This is a genomic window from Agrobacterium tumefaciens (genome assembly GCF_013337285.1).
GTDB lineage: Bacteria > Pseudomonadota > Alphaproteobacteria > Rhizobiales > Rhizobiaceae > Agrobacterium > Agrobacterium burrii.
On record NZ_SUPW01000002.1, the window covers coordinates 279,617 to 299,054 of the forward strand.

At 60.1% G+C, this 19,438-nt stretch carries 21 protein-coding genes; 12 read left to right on the forward strand and 9 right to left on the reverse strand.

The genetic code is table 11. The annotated features are described in order from the left end of the window. Positions 1 to 11: 11 nt before the first annotated feature. Complete coding sequence (gene mnmD / locus FCH38_RS07195) at positions 12 to 767, reverse strand: tRNA (5-methylaminomethyl-2-thiouridine)(34)-methyltransferase MnmD (protein WP_174373341.1); 756 nt, start codon at positions 765 to 767, stop codon at positions 12 to 14. Between mnmD and FCH38_RS07200 the strand changes: the two genes are divergently transcribed. The 9 genes from FCH38_RS07200 (at position 766) to FCH38_RS07240 (ending at position 6,710) form a co-directional block, all read left to right on the forward strand. Further along, entirely contained in the window at positions 766 to 1,974 is a 1,209-nt protein-coding gene (locus tag FCH38_RS07200; RefSeq protein WP_174373342.1) for an NAD(P)/FAD-dependent oxidoreductase, read from the forward strand. The genes mnmD and FCH38_RS07200 overlap by 2 nt on opposite strands. Positions 1,975 to 2,070: 96 nt before the next feature. Next, positions 2,071 to 2,778: a DUF1045 domain-containing protein gene (locus tag FCH38_RS07205; RefSeq protein ID WP_153514894.1), complete on the forward strand. Its 708-nt coding sequence runs from the start codon at positions 2,071 to 2,073 to the stop codon at positions 2,776 to 2,778. A gap of 203 nt (positions 2,779 to 2,981) precedes the next feature. Then, positions 2,982 to 3,905: an allantoinase PuuE gene (gene puuE / locus FCH38_RS07210; RefSeq protein WP_174373343.1), complete on the forward strand. Its 924-nt coding sequence runs from the start codon at positions 2,982 to 2,984 to the stop codon at positions 3,903 to 3,905. After that, a complete protein-coding gene (gene uraD, locus FCH38_RS07215) occupies positions 3,905 to 4,402 on the forward strand; it encodes a 2-oxo-4-hydroxy-4-carboxy-5-ureidoimidazoline decarboxylase (protein ID WP_174373344.1) in 498 nt (165 codons plus the stop codon). The genes puuE and uraD overlap by 1 nt, the downstream gene beginning before the upstream one ends. A gap of 52 nt (positions 4,403 to 4,454) precedes the next feature. Beyond that, positions 4,455 to 4,745: a nucleotidyltransferase family protein gene (locus FCH38_RS07220; protein ID WP_149899961.1), complete on the forward strand. Its 291-nt coding sequence runs from the start codon at positions 4,455 to 4,457 to the stop codon at positions 4,743 to 4,745. After that, on the forward strand, positions 4,742 to 5,104 hold the full coding sequence (locus FCH38_RS07225; RefSeq protein ID WP_174373345.1) for a DUF86 domain-containing protein: 363 nt from the start codon (positions 4,742 to 4,744) through the stop codon (positions 5,102 to 5,104). The genes FCH38_RS07220 and FCH38_RS07225 overlap by 4 nt, the downstream gene beginning before the upstream one ends. Before the next feature lie 3 nt (positions 5,105 to 5,107). Then, positions 5,108 to 5,605, forward strand: coding sequence for an ureidoglycolate lyase (locus FCH38_RS07230; RefSeq protein ID WP_174373346.1), 498 nt, complete (start codon positions 5,108 to 5,110; stop codon positions 5,603 to 5,605). Further along, a complete protein-coding gene (gene uraH, locus FCH38_RS07235; protein ID WP_174373347.1) occupies positions 5,605 to 5,961 on the forward strand; it encodes a hydroxyisourate hydrolase in 357 nt (118 codons plus the stop codon). Before FCH38_RS07230 ends, uraH begins: the two co-directional genes overlap by 1 nt. 5 nt (positions 5,962 to 5,966) lie before the next feature. Continuing rightward, entirely contained in the window at positions 5,967 to 6,710 is a 744-nt protein-coding gene (locus tag FCH38_RS07240) for a metallophosphoesterase family protein (protein WP_174373348.1), read from the forward strand. A gap of 3 nt (positions 6,711 to 6,713) precedes the next feature. Here the strand turns inward: FCH38_RS07240 and FCH38_RS07245 are convergent, their stop codons facing one another. Beyond that, positions 6,714 to 7,985 (reverse strand): serine hydrolase, encoded by a 1,272-nt coding sequence (locus FCH38_RS07245; protein ID WP_174373647.1) that lies wholly within the window; start codon positions 7,983 to 7,985, stop codon positions 6,714 to 6,716. Between the two features lie 191 nt (positions 7,986 to 8,176). Here FCH38_RS07245 and FCH38_RS07250 point away from each other — a divergent pair, with 191 nt between their 5' ends. Further along, positions 8,177 to 8,761, forward strand: coding sequence for a TetR/AcrR family transcriptional regulator (locus tag FCH38_RS07250; RefSeq protein ID WP_174373349.1), 585 nt, complete (start codon positions 8,177 to 8,179; stop codon positions 8,759 to 8,761). After that, complete coding sequence (locus FCH38_RS07255) at positions 8,758 to 9,102, forward strand: DMT family transporter (protein WP_149899968.1); 345 nt, start codon at positions 8,758 to 8,760, stop codon at positions 9,100 to 9,102. Before FCH38_RS07250 ends, FCH38_RS07255 begins: the two co-directional genes overlap by 4 nt. A 195-nt stretch (positions 9,103 to 9,297) precedes the next feature. On the opposite strand, the gene FCH38_RS07260 is transcribed toward FCH38_RS07255, so the two are convergent. From FCH38_RS07260 to puuD, 4 genes are all read right to left on the reverse strand, one after another. Beyond that, on the reverse strand, positions 9,298 to 10,431 hold the full coding sequence (locus tag FCH38_RS07260; RefSeq protein ID WP_174373350.1) for an alpha-hydroxy acid oxidase: 1,134 nt from the start codon (positions 10,429 to 10,431) through the stop codon (positions 9,298 to 9,300). A gap of 80 nt (positions 10,432 to 10,511) precedes the next feature. After that, positions 10,512 to 11,231, reverse strand: coding sequence for a sulfite exporter TauE/SafE family protein (locus FCH38_RS07265; protein ID WP_174373648.1), 720 nt, complete (start codon positions 11,229 to 11,231; stop codon positions 10,512 to 10,514). 304 nt (positions 11,232 to 11,535) lie between these two features. Then, on the reverse strand, positions 11,536 to 12,846 hold the full coding sequence (gene guaD / locus FCH38_RS07270; protein ID WP_174373351.1) for a guanine deaminase: 1,311 nt from the start codon (positions 12,844 to 12,846) through the stop codon (positions 11,536 to 11,538). Beyond that, complete coding sequence (puuD, locus tag FCH38_RS07275; protein ID WP_149899972.1) at positions 12,843 to 14,105, reverse strand: urate hydroxylase PuuD; 1,263 nt, start codon at positions 14,103 to 14,105, stop codon at positions 12,843 to 12,845. The genes guaD and puuD overlap by 4 nt, the downstream gene beginning before the upstream one ends. A 461-nt stretch (positions 14,106 to 14,566) precedes the next feature. Between puuD and FCH38_RS07280 the strand changes: the two genes are divergently transcribed. Then, positions 14,567 to 14,905, forward strand: coding sequence for a hypothetical protein (locus tag FCH38_RS07280; RefSeq protein WP_174373352.1), 339 nt, complete (start codon positions 14,567 to 14,569; stop codon positions 14,903 to 14,905). Here FCH38_RS07280 and FCH38_RS07285 read toward each other — a convergent pair. From FCH38_RS07285 to xdhB, 3 genes are all read right to left on the reverse strand, one after another. After that, positions 14,881 to 15,810, reverse strand: coding sequence for a LysR substrate-binding domain-containing protein (locus FCH38_RS07285; protein WP_174373353.1), 930 nt, complete (start codon positions 15,808 to 15,810; stop codon positions 14,881 to 14,883). The genes FCH38_RS07280 and FCH38_RS07285 overlap by 25 nt on opposite strands. Before the next feature lie 237 nt (positions 15,811 to 16,047). After that, positions 16,048 to 16,902, reverse strand: coding sequence for a xanthine dehydrogenase accessory protein XdhC (gene xdhC, locus FCH38_RS07290; protein WP_174373354.1), 855 nt, complete (start codon positions 16,900 to 16,902; stop codon positions 16,048 to 16,050). 193 nt (positions 16,903 to 17,095) lie between these two features. Beyond that, on the reverse strand, positions 17,096 to 19,435 hold the full coding sequence (gene xdhB, locus FCH38_RS07295) for a xanthine dehydrogenase molybdopterin binding subunit (protein WP_174373355.1): 2,340 nt from the start codon (positions 19,433 to 19,435) through the stop codon (positions 17,096 to 17,098). Positions 19,436 to 19,438: the final 3 nt, after the last annotated feature.

Consider the following 19,438-nt stretch of genomic DNA (forward strand, 5'->3'; position numbering starts at 1 on the left):
TCGGAATTGCCTCAGGTGGGCCGTTTGGTGCCGCAGAGCATCTCCCGCTTTCCGGCAAAGCCCTTGCGGCGCTCCAGATCAAAACCGGCGGCGATGAGGTTGCGGCGAACGAAACCGGCGGCGGCATAGGTGGCGAATGTGCCTCCCGGCGCCGTTTTGGCAAAGAGCGCCTGCATGATTTCCAGCGACCACATGTCCGGATTGCGCGCCGGCGCGAAGCCATCCAGAAACCACGCGTCGAAATTCTCATCGCTGCTGGAGATTCCGGCAAAGGCCTCGCCGCAGACCACCGTCAGGCGTGTCTCGTCATCCAGTGCGATGTCGACCCTGCCTTGCGGCTCTTCCGGCCAGAGGGCGACAAGCGCCTTGCGCTCGGTATCGATCTCCGGCCAGCGGGAAAGCGCCCGGTCAATCTCGTCCGCCTTCATCGGGTAAAGCTCGAAGGAGATGAAATGCAGCATGGAGCGGCCGTTGCGCATCTCTTTCCACTGGCGCCATGTCTCGCAGAGATTAAGGCCGGTGCCGAAGCCCAGCTCACCGATACGGAAAACGCCCTCCCGTTCAAGCCAACGCTCCGGCAGGCCGTTTCCGCACAGGAAGACATGGCCGCATTCCAGCCTGCCATCCGTCTGGCAATAAAAATGATCGTCAAAGGCCAGCGAATAGGGCATATCCCCGTCACGCCAGTCGAGTGCGGTACGGGTTTCTCCGGTTGCGGAACCGGTCTCTGTGCCAGTCTCTGGGATAAAGTCGTTGGAATTTTTCATGGCTAATGCCGATAATCCTGCTTTCGAACAGGGTCAATCTCCAAGATTGCCGGGCTCCGTGCCGCTCCTCATCGTTGGTGGCGGCATTATGGGGCTATGGGCCGCCGTCAAGGCGGAGCGGCTGGGAATAGACACCCTGCTGGTGGAGGCTGAGCAGCTTGGCAGCGGGGCGAGCGGCGGGCTGCTTGGCGCCTTGATGCCGCATATGCCGGATCGATGGTCGGACAAGAAGCAGTTCCAGTTCGATGCGCTTGTGGCGCTGGAAACGGAAATTGCCGGGCTGGAGGCCGAGACCGGGCTTTCGGCCGGTTATCGCCGTTCCGGCCGGATCATTCCTCTGCCCAAGCCGCATCTGCGCGGCATCGCGGAGCGGCACGAACGGGATGCCGGGGAAAACTGGGTGTCGGGTGAGCGCCAATTCCATTGGCATGTCGGCGACAGCCCTTCTGTCCTGGATTGGGTGGATGATGCGGCAGGGCAGGCGGGCTTTGTGCTGGATACGCTGGCGGCGAAGGTCTCGCCGCGCGCGATGATCGCCCTGCTGTCGGCTTTTCTCCGCACGGCCCGGCATGTGCGGGCGGTTGAACGGTGCTCCGTGGTTTCGCTCGACCCGCAGGCCGGGCGGGCAATGCTGTCTTCGGGGGAGGAGATTGTCTTCGGCCATGCCATTGTCGCCAATGGGCACGGTTCCTTCCCCTTGATCCGCGATGCACTCGGTCTTGCGGCGGGCGTCTCGCTCGGGCAGGCGGTGAAAGGGCAGGCAGCGCTTCTTGATGCGGCGGCCGACCCGTCCATGCCGGTCGTCTTCCTCAATGGCCTTTACATCGTGCCGCATGAGGATGGCACTGTCGCCATCGGCAGTACCAGCGAAGATTGTTTTTCCGAGCCGTTCAGCACTGACGAAAAGCTAGAAAAGCTGCTCGCCGAGGCGTGCTCGGTGGTACCATCGCTTGCCCACGCACCGGTTCTGGAACGGTGGGCCGGCCTGCGGCCAAAGGCGGTCGGGAGAGACCCGATGGTGGGGTCGGTTGCCGGCTATCCGAAGCTTGTCGCGCTTTCGGGTGGCTTCAAGGTCAGCTTCGGTCTTGCCCATTTTCTTGCCGATGCGGCGTTGCAAACCGTGTGCGGGGAGACACCTGACGTACCCGTCGGGTTTCGCCTTCAACAACACGTGAATATTGCCGTCACGGACTTTAGAAAGTGCTGATCAGGCCGTCCACGTCGTTAATCTGTCACGCAAATCACCTATTTGCTGGCCTGCAACGAGGCCGGTTTGGCCGCTTTTGCGGCGAGGTGACAGCGCATGCGATACGCCATTCATTTCACGCCTACCCCCAATGACCCCCTGACGCAGGCAGCCGCCGCGTGGTTGGGGCGCGATGCCTATTCCGGTCAGGCGGTGGAGCCGCCGGGCATGATCGATCTCGGCATGCAGGAGATTTCGTACCACACGGCGCTGCCGCGCCGTTACGGTTTCCATGGCACGATCAAGGCGCCTTTCCGGCTTGCTGAGGGCCACTCCGAGGCCGCGCTGTTGCGCGACCTGATGTATTTTTCCGGCAAGCAGGACCCTTTCACGCTTCCGCAACTTGTGATAGCAAGGCATGGGAATGTCTTCAGCCTCGTTCCAGAGCGTCCCTGCGAAGTGCTGCATTTTTTTGCCGCCCGCGTGGTGCAGGAATTTGACCGATATCGCGCGCCGCTTTCCGAGGCGGAGATTGAGCGTGCCGATCCGGACCGGCTTTCGGCCTCGCAGCTCACCAACCTGCATCGCTGGGGCAGCCCGCATGTGATGGATGAGTTCCGGTTCCAGATGTCGCTGACGGGTGGTGTTGAGCCTGCCAGCAGCCAGAGAGTTGAGCGTGCCGTGCGCAAGGTTTTCGAGCCGCTGCTGACCCGGGAGCTACAATTTTCCAGCCTTGCTCTCTTCATCGAGGATGAGCCGGGTGCACCTTTCCGTGTGCACTCTCTGCATCCCATGGGCCGCGTTTCCGCGCGCAAGATTGCCTGAGAAACAGCCGCCCATAATCGTATACAAAAAAGCATCGGAATGTCGGCAAAATTGATCTCGACATTCCGGATGCGGATGATACCGTTCGGCATCGCATATCCAAAGTTTGCGCCGTTTCCCATTCCGGGCCGGCGCGCTTTGGAGATTTGTTTATGTCTCCCGAAATCGGTTTCCGCCAAGGGAGAGATGTCTTGGGTGGCTGAATGATTTCCGACAATTACTCCCGCAATCTGGTGGGCTATGGCCGTGATGTTCCCGATCCGAAATGGCCGGGCGGCGCACGCATCGCCGTGCAATTCGTCATCAACTACGAGGAGGGCGGTGAAAGCTGCATTCTCGACAATGACAAGGCGTCGGAATCGCTGCTGTCGGAAATTGTCGGCGCCCAGCCCTGGCCCGGCCAGCGCAATCTGAATATGGAATCGATCTATGAATATGGCTCGCGCGCCGGCTTCTGGCGGCTATGGCGCATGTTCACCAGTCTTGGCGTCACCACCACCGTTTATGGCGTGACGGCGGCCATGGCCCGTAACCCGGAAGCGGTCGCGGCCATGAAGGAAGCGGGCTGGGAAATTGCCAGCCACGGGTATCGCTGGCTGGAATATAAGGATTTCTCCGAAGAGGAAGAGCGCAAGCATATAACCGAAGCGGTGCGCCTGCATAAGGAGGTGACCGGTGAACGGCCTTACGGCATGTATCAGGGCAAGCCTTCGGACAATACGCTGCGCCTCGTTATGGAAGAGGGCGGTTTTCTCTATTCATCGGATTCCTATGCCGATGATCTGCCCTATTGGGTGAAGGGAGCGGGGGACGAGCCGTTCCTGATCATTCCCTATACGCTTGACACCAACGACATGCGTTTCGCCACGCCGCAGGGTTTCAATTCCGGCGACCAGTTCTTCGCGTATCTGAAGGACGCTTTCGACGTGCTCTATCAGGAAGGCATTGACGGCGCGCCGAAGATGATGAGCATCGGCCTGCATTGCCGCCTTGTCGGCCGCCCCGGCCGCGCGGCGGCACTTCGCCGTTTCATCGAATATGTGCTCAGCCATGACAAGGTGTGGATCCCGCAGCGGATCGAGATCGCCCGGCACTGGCATGATCATCATAAGCCGGAGACGCTTTGATGGTGACTCGACAGGAATTTGTCGACCGTTTCGGCGGTGTGTTCGAGCATTCGCCCTTCCTCGCCGAGCGGGCCTGTGACGCCGGCGCGTTCGAGGGGGATTTGACGGCGAAGGTGGTTCACGCCGCACTCACCGCGCAGTTTCGTGGCGCTTCCGAGGCTGAAAGGCTCGGAGTGTTGCGGGCGCATCCCGATCTTGCCGGCAAGCTGGCGATTGCGGGCGAGCTGACGGCTGATAGCCGCAACGAACAGGCAGGTGCGGGGCTCGATCGGCTTTCGCCGGCGGAACATGCGCGTTTTACCGAGCTGAACAGCGCCTATACCCAGAAATTCGGCTTTCCCTTCATCATCGCAGTCAAGGGGCTGAACAGGCACGATATTCTTTCCGCCTTCGAGACCCGCATCGGCAATGATGCGGCGCAAGAGTTCGCGACTGCGACGGCGCAGGTGGAAAAGATCGCCTGGCTGCGCCTTTCCGCGATGCTGCCGGAGGGCTGAATTGGCGAGCGGTGGCCGTTCTGCTAGGATCGTGCTGTCTGGAGATTGAACCATGAGACCGTCCGAGGTGCTGGAGAAGAACAGGGAGGCGATCCGCGAAGCGACAAAGCGCTTCAATGCGGCGAACCCGCGCGTGTTCGGCTCCGTCGCTCGCGGTGAGGACCGGCCGGACAGCGATCTCGATATTCTGGTGGATGCGCTGCCGGGCACGACTTTGTTTGATCTGGGTGGTTTACTGGAGGAATTGAAGTCGTTGCTTGGTGTCGAGGTCGACGTTGTCACCACAGGTGGCCTGCATTCGGATATAAGAGCGCGTGTTCTGAAGGAAGCCAAAGCGGTATGAGTACGGATCGGCTTCTGCTCTATCTGAAGGAAATGGATGTTGCCGCCTCCAGAATAAGGGATTTCATTCAGGATATGGATGAGGCGGATTTTTCTTCTGACACACGGACGCAGATGGCGGTCATGATGGGTCTTGCCCTGATTGGCGAGGCGGTTGCCAAACTCGACAAGCATTACCCCGCGTTTTTACAGCAGCACCCGGAAATTCCCTGGATCAAGATGAAGGGTATGCGCAATCTGATCGTGCATGATTATTTCCGGGCGGAGCTCTCGGTCGTCTGGAAAACGATAACGCAGAGCATTCCGGATTTGCAGGCGCGTCTCTCCCTTCTCCGAAACTGGCATGCCCAAGGTGAATGACATTTGACTGATTATCTCGACATAAAACCCCTTACCAAGCAAGCATTCGCATCCTTCGGCGATGTGATCGAAATTACGCCTTCTTCCATGCGCCACATCAATGGCGGCCAGACCGAGAGGCACCATGCACTTGCCGCACCCGAGGCAGCGGGCGAGAGTGCGCGTATCATCCTCAATATTTTCCGCGGGCAGCCGCGGGTGTTCCCCCATGTCATCGAGATGATGGAGCGGCATCCGCTCGGCAGCCAGAGTTTTTCGCCGCTGTCCGGCAGGCCTTTCCTCGTCGTCGTTGCGGAAGACGACGGTGGCAGACCCACGCGGCCGCAGGTGTTTCTGGCGCGTGGGGATCAGGGTGTGAATTACCGCCGCAACGTCTGGCACTATCCCCTGATGCCGTTGCAGGCGGTCTCTGATTTTCTGGTTGCCGACCGCGAAGGGCCTGGCAACAATCTGGAAGAATATTTTTTCGATGAGCCCTTCATGATCGCGGAGCCCAAGTAATGACCGGTCTGACCACCCATGTTCTCGACGCCGCCCATGGCACGCCTGCCGAGGGGCTGAAGATCGAGCTATATCGGCTGTCGGGTGATCACCGCGAGAAGATCAAGACAGTCGAGACAAATAGCGATGGCCGTGTGGATGGTGGGCCGTTGCTTATCGGCGACAGTTTTAAGGCGGGTGAATATGAGCTGGTTTTCCATGCCGGCGATTATCTGCGCGGCAAGGGCGTTGTGCTGCCGGAACCGGCCTTTCTCGATATTATCCCGATCCGTTTCGGCATTGCCGATGAGAGCGGCCACTACCATGTGCCGCTGCTGCTTTCGCCCTTTAGCTATTCCACCTATCGAGGAAGCTGACCGCCATGATCTTTGCCGCCATTGCCGATATTCACGGAAACTGCGCTGCGCTGGAGGCCGTGCTTGAGGATATCGCCAGGCTCGGCATCAAGGACATCGTCAACCTCGGCGATTGTTTCAGCGGGCCGCTGGAGGCGGGTTTTACCGGTGACGTATTGGTTGGCAACTGGATACCCAGCATTCGCGGCAATCACGACCGGGAACTGATCGAGCGCGCACCGGAGGATATGGGCAGCTGGGAAAGGCCGGCCCATGCGCAGATGACCGCCGCGCATCTGGACTGGCTGCAGACTTTGCCGTTCAGCATGGTGTTTAAAGACGTTGCCTATTGCTGCCACGGCTCACCGCGCGACGATCTCGACTATTGGCTGGAAACGCTTTCGCCGGAAGGTGTGCTGAAACTGCGGCCGCTCGCCGAAATCGAGGCGAGGGCGGAAGGTATAGCGCAGCCGCTGATGCTGTGTGGCCATACCCATATTCCCCGCGCGGTACAGCTTTCCGATGGCCGCCTGATCGTCAATCCCGGCAGCGTCGGCTGCCCCGGCTGGAAGGACGATACACCCTTCGATCATCACGTCGAGGCCGGTCATCCGCTCGCCACCTATGCCGTGCTGGAAGAGACCGGGCGCGGCTGGCAGGTCTATTTCCGGAATATCCGCTACGACAATCTGGCCATGGCCGAGATGGCGCGGGCCAATGGCATTCCGTATCTGGCGGATGCGCTGGAGAATGGCTGGATCAAGCGGTAAAACTCACCCCTCGCTATTCATCACCACGCAGGCGTAAGACTGCGCCTTCAGTTCCTTGCAGGCGGAAACCGCCGAAGACTGGTCTTCGAAGCCGGTGAAGCGGGCGCGGTAGAGGGTTGCCGAGCCGCTTTGCACCGCTTCGGTATAGGGGGCGATCCCGGCATAGCTTCCGATGTTCGAGCGCGCATTGGCAAGCAGGGAGCGGGCGGCGGCTTCACTATCGGCTGCGGCAATCTGCACTTCCCAGCGGCTTCTCTCGCCCGTGGCAGCAGCGGGGGCGGGTTTCGGAATGGCGGAGACCTGGATCATGTCGGCCATCTGGTTGTTGGCCGTGGCGATCTGCATGGCGACCGGGTCGGAGCGGCGTTCGGCAAACATTGGCAATGGTACCGATGCGGTCGGGACGGCTGCGGGCGGCACATCGAAGGTGCGGCTGACATTGGCGCTGGCGACGAGCTGTTCGGTGTTGCGGCTTCTCGATGCCTGCGGCACGGCCTTGTCGAGAAGGGCGGCCATCTGGGCATCGCGGCTGCGGGCGGTCTTGCCGCCCAGCACGACGCCGACGACGCGGCGGCCATTGTGGTTGATGGCGCTGACGAGGTTGAAGCCGGAGGCATTGGTGTAACCGGTCTTGATGCCGTCCATGCCCTGATAACGATACATCAGATTGTTGTGGCCGCGGATGCGTTTTCCCCGGAAGCTGAAGGATTCCATGGCGAAGAGGTCATACTCTTTGGGAAAGTCGCGCTGCAGCGCAAGGCCAAGCTTCGCCATGTCACGCGCTGTCGTCACCTGCGATTTGCTGGGCAGGCCGGAAGCGTTGCGGAACACCGTTTTCGACATGCCGAGCTGGCGGGCCTTGCGGGTCATCATTTCGGCAAACCTTGCCTCGGAGCCGCCGAGGTGATCGCCCATGCCTTCCGCCATGTCATTGGCGGATTTGACGATCATGCCATAAACGGCTTCGCGCACGGTGAAGGTCTGGCCCTGACGGACATAAAGCTTGGAGGGGATGACGGCTGCACCATTCCTGGACATCTTTATCTTCTGATCCCAGCGAATCCGGCCGGCATGCAGCGCCTCGAAGGTCATGTAAAGCGTCATCATCTTGGTGAGCGAAGCGGGGTGGTTCAACACATCGGCATTGCGGGACGCCAGAACCTTGCCGGTATTGGCATCCATGATGAAATGGGCATAACCGGCCTGCGCAGGCGATGCCTGCAATGAGAGGATCGCGCAAAAGAAGGCGAGTGCGAAGACCCATGTTCCCGCCATTCCCCGTTTGACCGTTCCCGACATAATCCGCCCCTTTTGTTTGACCACCGCTGTTGATTTCAAGTTTTACTGACACTTTCAGGCAACAAAACCGCTAAAACTTTAGAGATCGCTTTCATGCTTAATTAAGTATGAATTTCAACCCATCCGCTGCCCTCACAATTTCCTTGAAAAGAAACCTACCGTCCGGTATGTTTGCAAACATGACAAATGCTCACGAACGTAAAAAACAGCCGGAAATCGTGCGCCGCAATCTTCTCGATTGCGCGGCGAAACTTGCTGCTGATCAGGGCGTTGCCGCGCTTTCCGTGCAGGCGGTGGCCGATGCGGCGGGGGTGACGAAGGGTGGGTTATTCCACCATTTCGCCTCCAAGCAGGTCTTGCTGGAGGCGGTGATGGCGGACCTTCTGGGCGCGCTGGATGCGGAAATCGATGCTCTCATCTCACAGGATTGTGAAGCTTATGGGAGCTTCACGCGGGCCTATGTCAACGCGGTTTTCGATGATCGCGACCGGGATTCGGGCAGGCAATGGGCGGCGATCTCGGTTTCCATGGTCGGCGAACCGTCGCTCAGGCGCATGTGGACCAGCTGGGTCGAGGGGCGTCTTGCCCGTCATAAAGATACGGATGACGGGGTGGTACTGGAGATGGTGCGGCTTGCGGCTGATGGTATCTGGTTTGCCGATCTGCTGGCCGATGATGGCAGGGCAGGTGGTGACAGGGCGGCTCTCAAGGCCCGGATGATCGCCCAGACGAAAAAGGAAACGGAACGATGAACGCGGCTGTTTTTACCTATGGGGCGCTTGTCGCGGCCATTATCTGCGAGGTCATCGCGACCTCTTTCCTGCAGCAGTCGCAGCAATTCACCAAGCTGCTGCCAACGGTGCTGATGGCGGTGTTTTACGGCGCGGCCTTTTATCTGCTGTCGTTCACGCTGCGCGTGATCCCTGTCGGCGTTGCCTATGCGATCTGGAGCGGGCTCGGCATCGTGCTGATTTCCGGCATCGGCTATTTCGTGTTTCGCCAGACGCTGGATATTGCCGCCGTTATCGGTCTCGGTTTCATCATCACCGGCGTGGTGATCGTGAATGTGTTTTCGAAGACGGTGGGGCACTAGGCTCTCTTGTCCTCATTCCTGTGCTTGTCACAGGAATCCAGCCGGCGCGTCTGCGCGACGGAAAGACTCCTTTCAGCCCAAGGACTTGGGCTGGCTGGATCCCTGTGACAGGCACAGGGATGAGGGAGGCAGCGTAGGGCGAAACTTCATGACGCCTCGGCTCTGAGGCGCTGCCCCATCTACTCTACGTCACCATCACGCCAAAATACTGCGATCCACATCCGTGATCAGCCTCTTGCCGCAAAGCGCCATGCTGATATCCATTTCCTTGCGGATGATTTCGAGCGCCGTCGTCACGCCCTGTTTGCCATCAGCGCCGAGGCCGTAGAGGAAGGGGCGGCCGATATAGGTGACCTTGGCACCGAGCGCGACCGCTTTCAGCACATCCTGCCCGGAGCGAATGCCGCCATCCATGTGCACCTCGACCCTGTCGCCGACAGCATCGACGATCTTCGGCAGCATGGCGATGGAGGAATGCGCGCCATCGAGCTGGCGGCCGCCATGGTTGGAGACGATGATGGCGTCGGCGCCTGTGTCGAGCGAGGCGCGCGCATCTTCCTCGTCAAGAATGCCCTTGAGGATCAGCTTGCCGCCCCAGCGTTCCTTGATCCATTCGACATCCTTCCAGGACAGGCGCGGATCGAACTGCTCCGCTGTCCATGAAGAGAGCGACGAGAGGTCGGAGACATTCTTGGCGTGGCCGACGATATTTCCGAAGCTGCGGCGCTGGGTGCGAGCCATGTCGAGGCACCATTTCGGCCGGGTCGCCATCTGCCAGATATGTTTCGGGGTGAATTTCGGTGGCGCCGACAGGCCGTTGCGCAAATCCTTGTGACGCTGGCCGAGGATTTGCAGGTCGAGCGTGAGCACCAGTGCCGAGCATCCCGCCGCCTTGGCGCGGTCGATCAGATTATTGACGAAGTCCCGGTCCTTCATCACGTAAAGCTGAAACCAGAAGGGTTTCGATGTGACCGAGGCGACATCCTCGATCGAGCAGATGCTCATGGTGGAGAGCGTGAAAGGCACGCCGAATTCCTCAGCCGCTTTTGCGGCCAGCATTTCGCCATCGGCATGTTGCATGCCGGTCAGCCCGGTGGGGGAGAGCGCCACCGGCATCGAAACCTTCTCACCGACCATTTCTGTCGCCAGCGAGCGGTCGGTCATATCCACCAGCACGCGCTGGCGCAGCTTTATCTTCGCGAAATCATCCTCATTGGCGCGGTAGGTGTTTTCCGTCCAAGCGCCGCTATCGGCGTAGTCGAAAAACATTTTTGGCACACGGCGCTGAGCCTGTCGCTTCAGGTCCGCTATGGTCAGGATTTTGCCCATGGATAAAGCCTTCACATTTGAATGATGGCTTCACATAGCATGAATGTGGCGGCTGCAACATCAAAATCGACGGATTTTCATCACCAGAACGCCCGCAAAAACAGTTCGGCTCCCAGTAAAAGCAGGCAGATGAGAAACCAGCGCCGGAACGTCGCCGGGCTGACGATATAGCGGATCTTCTGGCCAAGCCACATGCCGGCGAGCGCGGGCAGCACGGCCAGCGCGGAAAGCGACAGATGCTCAACGTGAAAGGCATTCTGGGAGGCAAGGCCGGCGGCGAGCGCGACGGTGGAGACGGTGAAGGAAAGACCGAGCGCCTGCACGAGATCATCGCGGTTGAAACCGAGCGACTGGACATAGGGCACGGCGGGCACGACGAAAATGCCGGTGCCGCCGGTCAGCAGGCCGGTCGCCAGCCCCATGACGGGGGAGAGTTTTGGTTCCAGTCCGGCCGGTATCGAGACGGGTCTGGCAAACAGACTATAGGCCGCGTAAGCCGCAAGGCACAGGCCGAGCGCCGAGGTGGTCCAGACGCCGGTGCCTGACGTCATCAGCCGGATGCCGATAAGGGTGCCGAGGGCAATGGCGATCATCATCGGCCACAGCCGCTTGACGATGGCCCGGAAATCCGGTCCGACCAGCAATTGCCAGATATTGGTGATGAAGGAGGGCAGGATGAGCAGGCCGGCGGCGGCGACCGGCGGCATGAAGAGGCCGAGCACGCCCATGGCGACTGTTGGCAGTCCCATGCCGGTCACGCCCTTGACGATGCCGGCAACGATGAAGGTTGCGATAACCATGAGCAGGGTGGTTGTGTCGAAGTTGGCCACGGGGTGCTCCAGAGCGTTTTCGCATTCGGCCGAGATGGCGTCAGGCAATCATGTATAGCGAGCGAGTGCGGCACGGTTCTTCTCCCCGCCGGGGAGAAGGTGGCCCGAAGGGTCGGATGAGGGGGCAACGCCAGCGATTGACCGCATGCTTGCCCCCTCATCCCGCTGCCGCGGACTTCTCCCCGGCGGGGAGAAGAAACAAGCGGCATCCGTTCGCTCCAATATGTGACTGATATAATTGAGTGAGCGGCTTTATGTTTCGGCCCAAACCGAACTATGCCAGCACGCTCTTCATTGCCCTGCCAGCCACATAGGTTTCCACCACCGTGCGGTCGTCGCCCATGGTCAGCATCAGGAACAATTCTTCCGTCAGGCTTTTCACCACTTCCATCTTCAGCGCCATGGCGGGCGTGGAGGAGGCATTAAGCACGGTGATGTCGGCGTCCGTGCCGGCGTCCAGCGTGCCGATGCGGTCGACCATGGAAAGCGCTTCGGCATTGCCGCGCGTCATCAGGTACCAGCTTTCCAGCGGGTTGAGGCGCTCGCCCAGCAATTGCTGGATCTTGTAGGCCTCGTCCATGGTGCGCAGCATGGAATAGCTCGATCCGCCGCCGATATCGGTCGCAACCGCGATTCGTACCGGCTTTTCGCGCCGTTGCAGCTTCTTCATCGGGAACAGGCCGGAGCCGATGAAGAGGTTGGAGGTGGGGCAATGTACGGCGACGGCGCCGGTTTCCGACAGCACATCCGCTTCGCGTTCGGAGAGGTGGATGGCGTGGCCGAGCAGGGTCTTGTTGCCCATCAGGCCGTAGCGCACATAGATATCGGTATAATCGGTCGCTTCCGGGTAAAGCTCGCAGGTGTATTTGATCTCGTCCAGATTTTCGGAAAGATGCGTCTGGATGAAGAGATCGGGAAATTCCTGCGCCAGCGCTTGCGCGGCTTCCATCTGTTTCGGCGTGGAAGTGATGGCGAAGCGCGGCGTGATGGCGACGTGGTTGCGGCCCTTGCCGTGCCAGTCGGCGATCACCTGCCGGGTCTCGTCATAGGAGGTTTCGGGCGTGTCCAGCAGGCCCTGCGGGGCATTGCGGTCCATCATCACCTTGCCGCCCACCATCAGCATGTTGCGCTTCATGGCCTCAGTGAAAAAGGCGTCTGCGGAGGTCTTGTGCACGGAGCAATAGGCAGCGGCCGTGGTGGTGCCGTGGCGCAGAAGCTCGTCGTAAAAATGCGTGGCGATGCGCTGTGCATGGGCGGTTTCGACGAAACGGCATTCTTCGGGGAAAGTATAGGTGTTCAGCCATTCCAGCAGATTGGCGGCATAGGAGCCGATGACCTGCATCTGCGGGAAATGCAGGTGCATGTCGATCAGGCCCGGCACGATGAGATGCGGCCTGTGGTCCTTTTCCTCGATGTCTTCGGGAGCTTTTTCGCGGATATTGGCATAGTCGCCGATGGCGGCGATCCTGCCGTTTTCGATCAGCAGGCCGCCATCCTCGATATAGAGATAGCTTTGTGTATCGTCGATGGAGAGCGGCGCGCGGCGGAAGCTCAGCAGGCGGCCACGCAGCAGAACCATGCTCATTCGGTCTTTCCTTCGGCTTTCCCAGCCCCGGAGACCGCGCTTTCATACCATGCGGTCAGCACTTTGCGCTCATCCGGGGTGATGGCGGTGATGTTGCCGGGAGGCATGGCATGGCTGCGGCCGGCTTGCAAATAGATTTCGCGGGCATGGGCGGCGATCTGTTCGTCGGTTTCCAGCTTCACGGATTTAGGCGTGAAGGGCACGCCCTCCCACACCGGCTCGGCGGCGTGGCACATGGAACAGCGGCCCTGAACCACATCCCGCGCCTTGGTAAAATGAGCGTCGCTGACGAATTGCTGCTGCATCGGCGAAAGCGTCGCCGCCTTCTGCTCTTCCTCGCCGGTCAGAACTTTCGGCACGGTGGAAAGCCACATGATGACGATGAAGATGAGGGCGGTCGCAAGCCAGGTCCATGTCGGCTTGCCCTTGCGGGCATGGGTGGTGTTGAACCAGTGGCGGATGGTGACGCCCATCAGGAAGACCAGCGCTGCGATGATCCAGTTGAACTCAGTCGCGAAAGCCAGCGGATAATGGTTCGACAGCATGAAGAAGATGACGGGCAGCGTCAGATAGTTGTTGTGCAGCGAGCGCTGTTTGGCGATGCGGCCATATTTCGGGTCCGGCGTGCGGCCGGCGATCAGGTCGGCGACAACGATCTTCTGGTTCGGAATGATGATGAAGAACACGTTCGCCGACATGATGGTGGCGGTAAATGCACCCAGATGCAGGAAGGCGGCGCGGCCGGTAAACACCTGCGTATAACCCCATGCCATCGCGACCAGCGCGACATAGAGCACGATCATCAGGCCCCATGTGTTGTTGCCAAGCGGCGATTTGCAGAGGAAATCGTAAAACAGCCAGCCGATGGCGAGCGATGCAAGCGACAGACAGATGGCCTGAAACTGGGTGAGCGCCAGCACCGAATGGTCAATGAGGAAAAGATCCGCGCCGCCATAATAAACGATGCAGAGCATGGCGAAACCGGAAAGCCAGGTGACGTAGCTTTCCCATTTGAACCACGTCAGATGCTCGGGCATCTGGGCAGGGGCGACCAGATATTTCTGGATGTGGTAAAAACCGCCGCCATGCACCTGCCATTCCTCGCCATAGGCCCCCGGCGGCAGATGCGCCCGTTTGACCAGCCCGAGATCGAGCGCGATGAAATAGAAGGAAGAGCCGATCCAGGCGATGGCGGTGATGACGTGGAGCCAGCGGACGGCAAAGGCCATCCATTCCCACGCAATGGCATATTCGTACATGCGGTTCCCCTGATCCTTGTGCAGCGCACCTTGCGAGAAATTTGACCGTTAGGAAAGGGAAAAGCAAACACCACGCGATGATTGTTCACAATCTGGTTCGCTTGTGTGCACAACCCTTTCGGCATGTGGATTGCGCGATGGCAAGCCCGGTAAAGCTGCGCCAAACGCTGTCGCCCTGTCGTTTGTGCTTAGCTGGCTAATGCGACTCAGCTATTATCCTTCGTGCGGTCTGCCGATGTGCTAGACTATCGGGCTGCGGGGCCTGAAGGCTTCGATGACATGTTTTCGCTGGCGGTTCATTCCGAAAGCGGGCGCTGCGAACCCCGGGGCGGGGCAGATCGAGGGCGGATGTCGCAGTTCCCGGTGCTGTTGCGTCCGGGTGTGCATGAATGCTTGGATTTTAAATGAAGTGACGCAATGACCTTCCGGCACCGCCGTTGTTTTCAACGGAGACCATGCCGATGCGCCTTGTTCTGACGGTCCTGTTTCTGCTGCTCGCGTTCAACGCCACAGCACTTGCCCATGAATCCCACAAGGGGTTCAAATATGAGAGCTATTGCTGCAATGGCGATGCCGAAACCGGCGACTGCCAGATGATCCCCACGCGAAGCGTTCGTGTCACGCCCGACGGTTATGAGGTTTCGCTCGCCCCCGGCGATCACCGCATGGTCACGCGGCGGCATATCTTCAACTGGTCGCAGAGCGAGGCAAGACGGTCCGAGGACGGCGAATATCATCTCTGTCTGTTTCCGGATGAGGATACGCCACGCTGTTTTTATGCGCCGGATATGGGATTTTGATGTGGCGGCAGGGGTCGGCTTTCCTCGATCCGCTTCAGTATCCAGTCGCGAAACAGCTTTATCTTGCGAATGTTCCGGCGGTTTTCCGGATAGACCAGCCAGTAGTTCTTTCCCTCGTTGCTAAGATGCCCGAAGGGCTGGAAGAGCCGCCCGAGCGCGATCTCGTCGGCGTAAAGTTCAGGGGTGAGCATGGCCACACCCTGACCCGCGATCGCGGCCGCGGCTTCAAAAGCCTGAACGCTGAGACGGCTGCGCGGATAACGCTCCAGATTTGGGTTTTCGATGCCGACTTCTCGGAACCATTGGCTCCACCACACGTCACCGGGATCGATGATGCGCAGCCGCAGCAGGTCTTCCGGTTGCTTCAAGCCGCCGATGCTCTGCGCAAGATCGGGATGCAGCATCGGCGTGTATACGCCGGGAAGCAGCCGGTGATAGGTCAATCCCTTCACGTCATCTTTGCTCCAGCGAATGGCGACATCGCAGTCCGACTGGTTGAAATCGATCAGTGTTCCCGATGTTTCCAGTCTGACGGCGATGGAGGGATGCTCCAGTTGGAAAGCGCCCAGATGTCGCGATAGCCAGCGCGATGCGAAGGTGGCGGTGGAATGGATGGTCAAGGTGGCGTCGGGCGTGTCGCGTACACTATCGACGGCCTCCGTCAGAATATCGAAGGCTTCCGCAACCTTCGGCGCCAGTTTCTGCCCCGCCTCCGTCAGCGACACCTGCCGCGCCGTGCGCAGGAAAAGCGGCTCGCCGATATTTTCCTCCAGCAGCTTCACCTGATAACTCACCGCCGTCTGCGTCATGCCCAGTTCCTCACCCGCTTTGGTGAAGCTCAGATGTCTGGCTGCGGCTTCGAAGACGCGCAGGGCATTCAGGGGGAACTGGCGAGACATTTTCATGGATAAGTTCTCTTTATGCAAGCCGCCAAAGGTTTCATTGGTTTTTCTCCGGAAACCAGAGCATTTTTAGCTCAATTCATCAACTGGACTTCTGACATTTCTGAATGGAGACGAACATGCGCACAGCACTCTTGCGCGCGTGGTCCCGCCTGCGCGCGGGTCTACGGACAGCGGAACGGTTTACCCTTGAAAGCTTTCAGCCGGACAATCTGGCCGATGAAAGCCTGCCCGATGGGCTCAGGCGTGATCTTGGTCTTGAGGATGGGCGTGTCGATTTTCGTTGCGACGGGTTTCGGCAGCGGAAAATGCTTGCAGCAACTCGGTTGCCACAAGGGCCGCTATGACGGCAGGGCGCTTGTCCCGGACGCTCGTGCCGCCGATGGGCAGGATGAGTTTTGCAAGGCGGGAAGGGGGCTCTCCTTCCCGCTCCAGCCAATGGGCGAAAGTGGCGCGTTTGGTTTTCGAACCGATCATGCCGACATAGGCGAGATCGTCGCGGGCAAGCGCTTCCTTCGCAATCAGGAAATCGAGCGCGTGATCGTGGGTGACGATGATGGCCGCGCCGTTTGCCGGGATTTTCGCAACGAACGCTTCCGGCATGGGGGTCAATATGGATGCGATGCCGGCCGGAAGATCGCGCAGCTCGGCTTCCCGCGTTTCCACCATGGTCAGGGTCAAAGGCAACAGCGACAGCGCCTCAGCCAGCGCCTTGCCGACATGGCCTGCCCCGAAAATGAAGACGGCGGGCTGCTGCTCGGCCTCGCCCTTCAGCCTTGCCTCCAGCGCGGCGGCGATTTCCGCCGTTATGCGCCGGAAGCGGATGAGGGTGCGACCGCCGCAGCATTGGCCTATTTCCGGGCCTAGCGGAATGTCCATGCGGTCTTCGGCGGCACCCGTTCGCAGCATGGCGCGGGCGTGGTCTATCGCCATATATTCGAACTGCCCGCCGCCGATGGTTTCCCAGAGGGCTTCCTGTGAGACCAGCATGAAGGTGCCGGCTTCGCGCGGGGATGAGCCTTTTACGGATTCGATTTCGACGAGGATTGTGGGGGTGGCGTGGGTGAGGAAAGCGGAGAGGGAGGTGTCAGGCATTGGGGCTGGCCCCCTCATCCGGCGCTTCGCGCCACCTTCTCCCCGGCGGGGAGAAGAAACCCGGAGGCATGGTTTCGCTCACTTCACTTGCTTTGAGGAAATGTGCAGCGGCGCGGCAAATTTCTTCTCCCCGCCGGGGAGAAGGTGGCGCGAAGCGACGGATGAGGGGGCGAGGCTCCATGGATACTCCCCCTCAAACCTTCTTCAGCCGTTCCACCGCCATCAGCACCCGTTCGGGCGTTGCCGGCGCATCGAGGCGCGGGCAGACCTTGTAGTCGGCGACGGAAGCGACGGCCATGGAGAGGGCTTCCAGAACCGAGATCGCCAGCATGAAGGGCGGCTCGCCCACGGCCTTGGAGCGGCCGATGGTGGGCTCGGCATTTTCCGACCATTCCGCCAGTTGAACGTTGAAGATTTTCGGCCGGTCGGAGGCGAGCGGGATCTTGTAGGTGGAGGGCGCATGGGTGCGCAGCCGCCCCTTGCCGTCCCACCACAATTCCTCCGTCGTCAGCCAGCCCATGCCCTGCACGAAGGCGCCCTCGATCTGGCCGATATCGATCGCCGGGTTGAGCGACTTGCCGACATCGTGGAGGATATCGGTGCGTTCCATCATGTATTCGCCGGACAGCGTATCGATCGACACTTCCGAGCAGGCCGCGCCATAGGCGAAATAATAAAACGGCGTGCCGCGACCGGCGGCGCGGTCCCAGTGGATTTTCGGCGTCTTGTAAAAACCGGCGGCGGAAAGCTGCACACGGGCGAAATAGGCTCGTTTGATGAAATCGTTGAAGGCGATTTCCTCAAGGCCGATGCGCACCCGGTTCGGCAGGAAGACGACTTCTTCTTCCGGCACATTCCAGTTTTCAGCGGCGAATTTGATGAGCCTTTCGCGGATTTGACGGGCCGCGTCATAGGCGGCCATGCCGTTGAGATCGGTGCCGGAGGAGGCGGCGGTGGCTGACGTGTTCGGCACCTTACCCGTGGTCGTGGCCGTGATCTTCACCCTGTTGATATCCACCTGGAAGGCATCGGCCACCACCTGCGCCACCTTGGTGTAGAGGCCCTGGCCCATTTCGGTGCCGCCATGGTTCAGGTGGATGGAGCCGTCATTATAGATATGCACCAGCGCGCCCGCCTGATTGAAGGCGGTCATGGTGAAGGAAATGCCGAATTTTACCGGGGTGAGCGCGATGCCCTTGCGGATGATCGGGCTTGTCCTGTTGAACTCGATGATGGCATCGCGTCGGGTGCGATAGTCGCTGGAGGTCTCCAACTCCTCGACGACACGGGCAATGATGTTGTCCTCGACTTCCTGATGATAGGGCGTCGTGGTGCGGCCCGAGCCGGTCTCGCCGTAGAAATTCAGCTTGCGGATATCGAGCGGATCCTTGCCGACCGCATAGGCGATTTCCTCGATGAAACGTTCCGCCCCCAGCATGCCCTGCGGGCCGCCGAAACCGCGAAAGGCGGTGTTTGAGACGGTGTGGGTTTTCAGCGGCCGCGAGGTGAGGTGCACATGCGGATAGAAATAGCTGGAATCCGCATGGAACAGCGCGCGGTCCGTGACCGGGCCGGAGAGATCGGAGGAAAAGCCGCAGCGGGCGGCATAGGTGGCGTCCACGGCGTGGATGCGGCCTTCGTCATCGAAGCCAAGCTCGTAATCGACGCGGAAATCATGGCGCTTGCCGGTAGCGCTCATGTCCTCGTCGCGGTCCGGGCGGATTTTCACGGCCCGGTTCAGTTTCTTGGCGGCGATGGCGCAGAGGGCTGCGAACTGGTTGCCCTGCGTTTCCTTGCCGCCGAAACCGCCGCCCATGCGGCGCACCTGCACGGTGACGGCGTTGGACGGCACCTGCAGGATGTGGCTGACGATATGCTGGATTTCGCTCGGATGCTGGGTGGAACTCCACAGCGTCACCTCGTCATCCTCGCCCGGCACGGCCATGGCGATGTGGCTTTCGAGGTAAAAGTGCTCCTGCCCGCCGATCCGCATCGTGCCGGTCAGCCGGCGGGGCGCGACATCCATTTCCAGCTTGGCATCACCACGCTTCAGTGTCATCGGATCGATGACGAGCGCGCCGCCATTCTCAATTGCCGTATCGATATCGGTGAAATGCGGCAGGTCCTTATAGGTGATCTTTGCCTTGCGGGCCGCCTTTCTGGCGATATCGCGGGTTTCGGCAAAGACCGCGAAGATCGGCTGGCCGTGAAATTCGACCTTTGTCTCGGCCAGCAACGGCTCGTCGTGACGGCCGCCTGACGAGACATCGTTTTCGCCGGGCACATCCTTGCCGGTCATGACCCACAACACACCCGGTGTGGCCTCCACTTCGGAAAGGTCCATCGAGACGATCTCGGCATGCGCCCGGTCGGAAAGGCCGAGCGCGCCGTGGATGAGCCCAGCGGGTTCGGGAATATCATCGATATATTCGGCGCTGCCGGTCACATGCTTATGGGCGGAGTCGTGCCGGAGCGACGTGTGGATGGGGCCGTCAATTTCGGTCTTGGTCTTGTCGAAGCTTGTGGTGTCCATGGG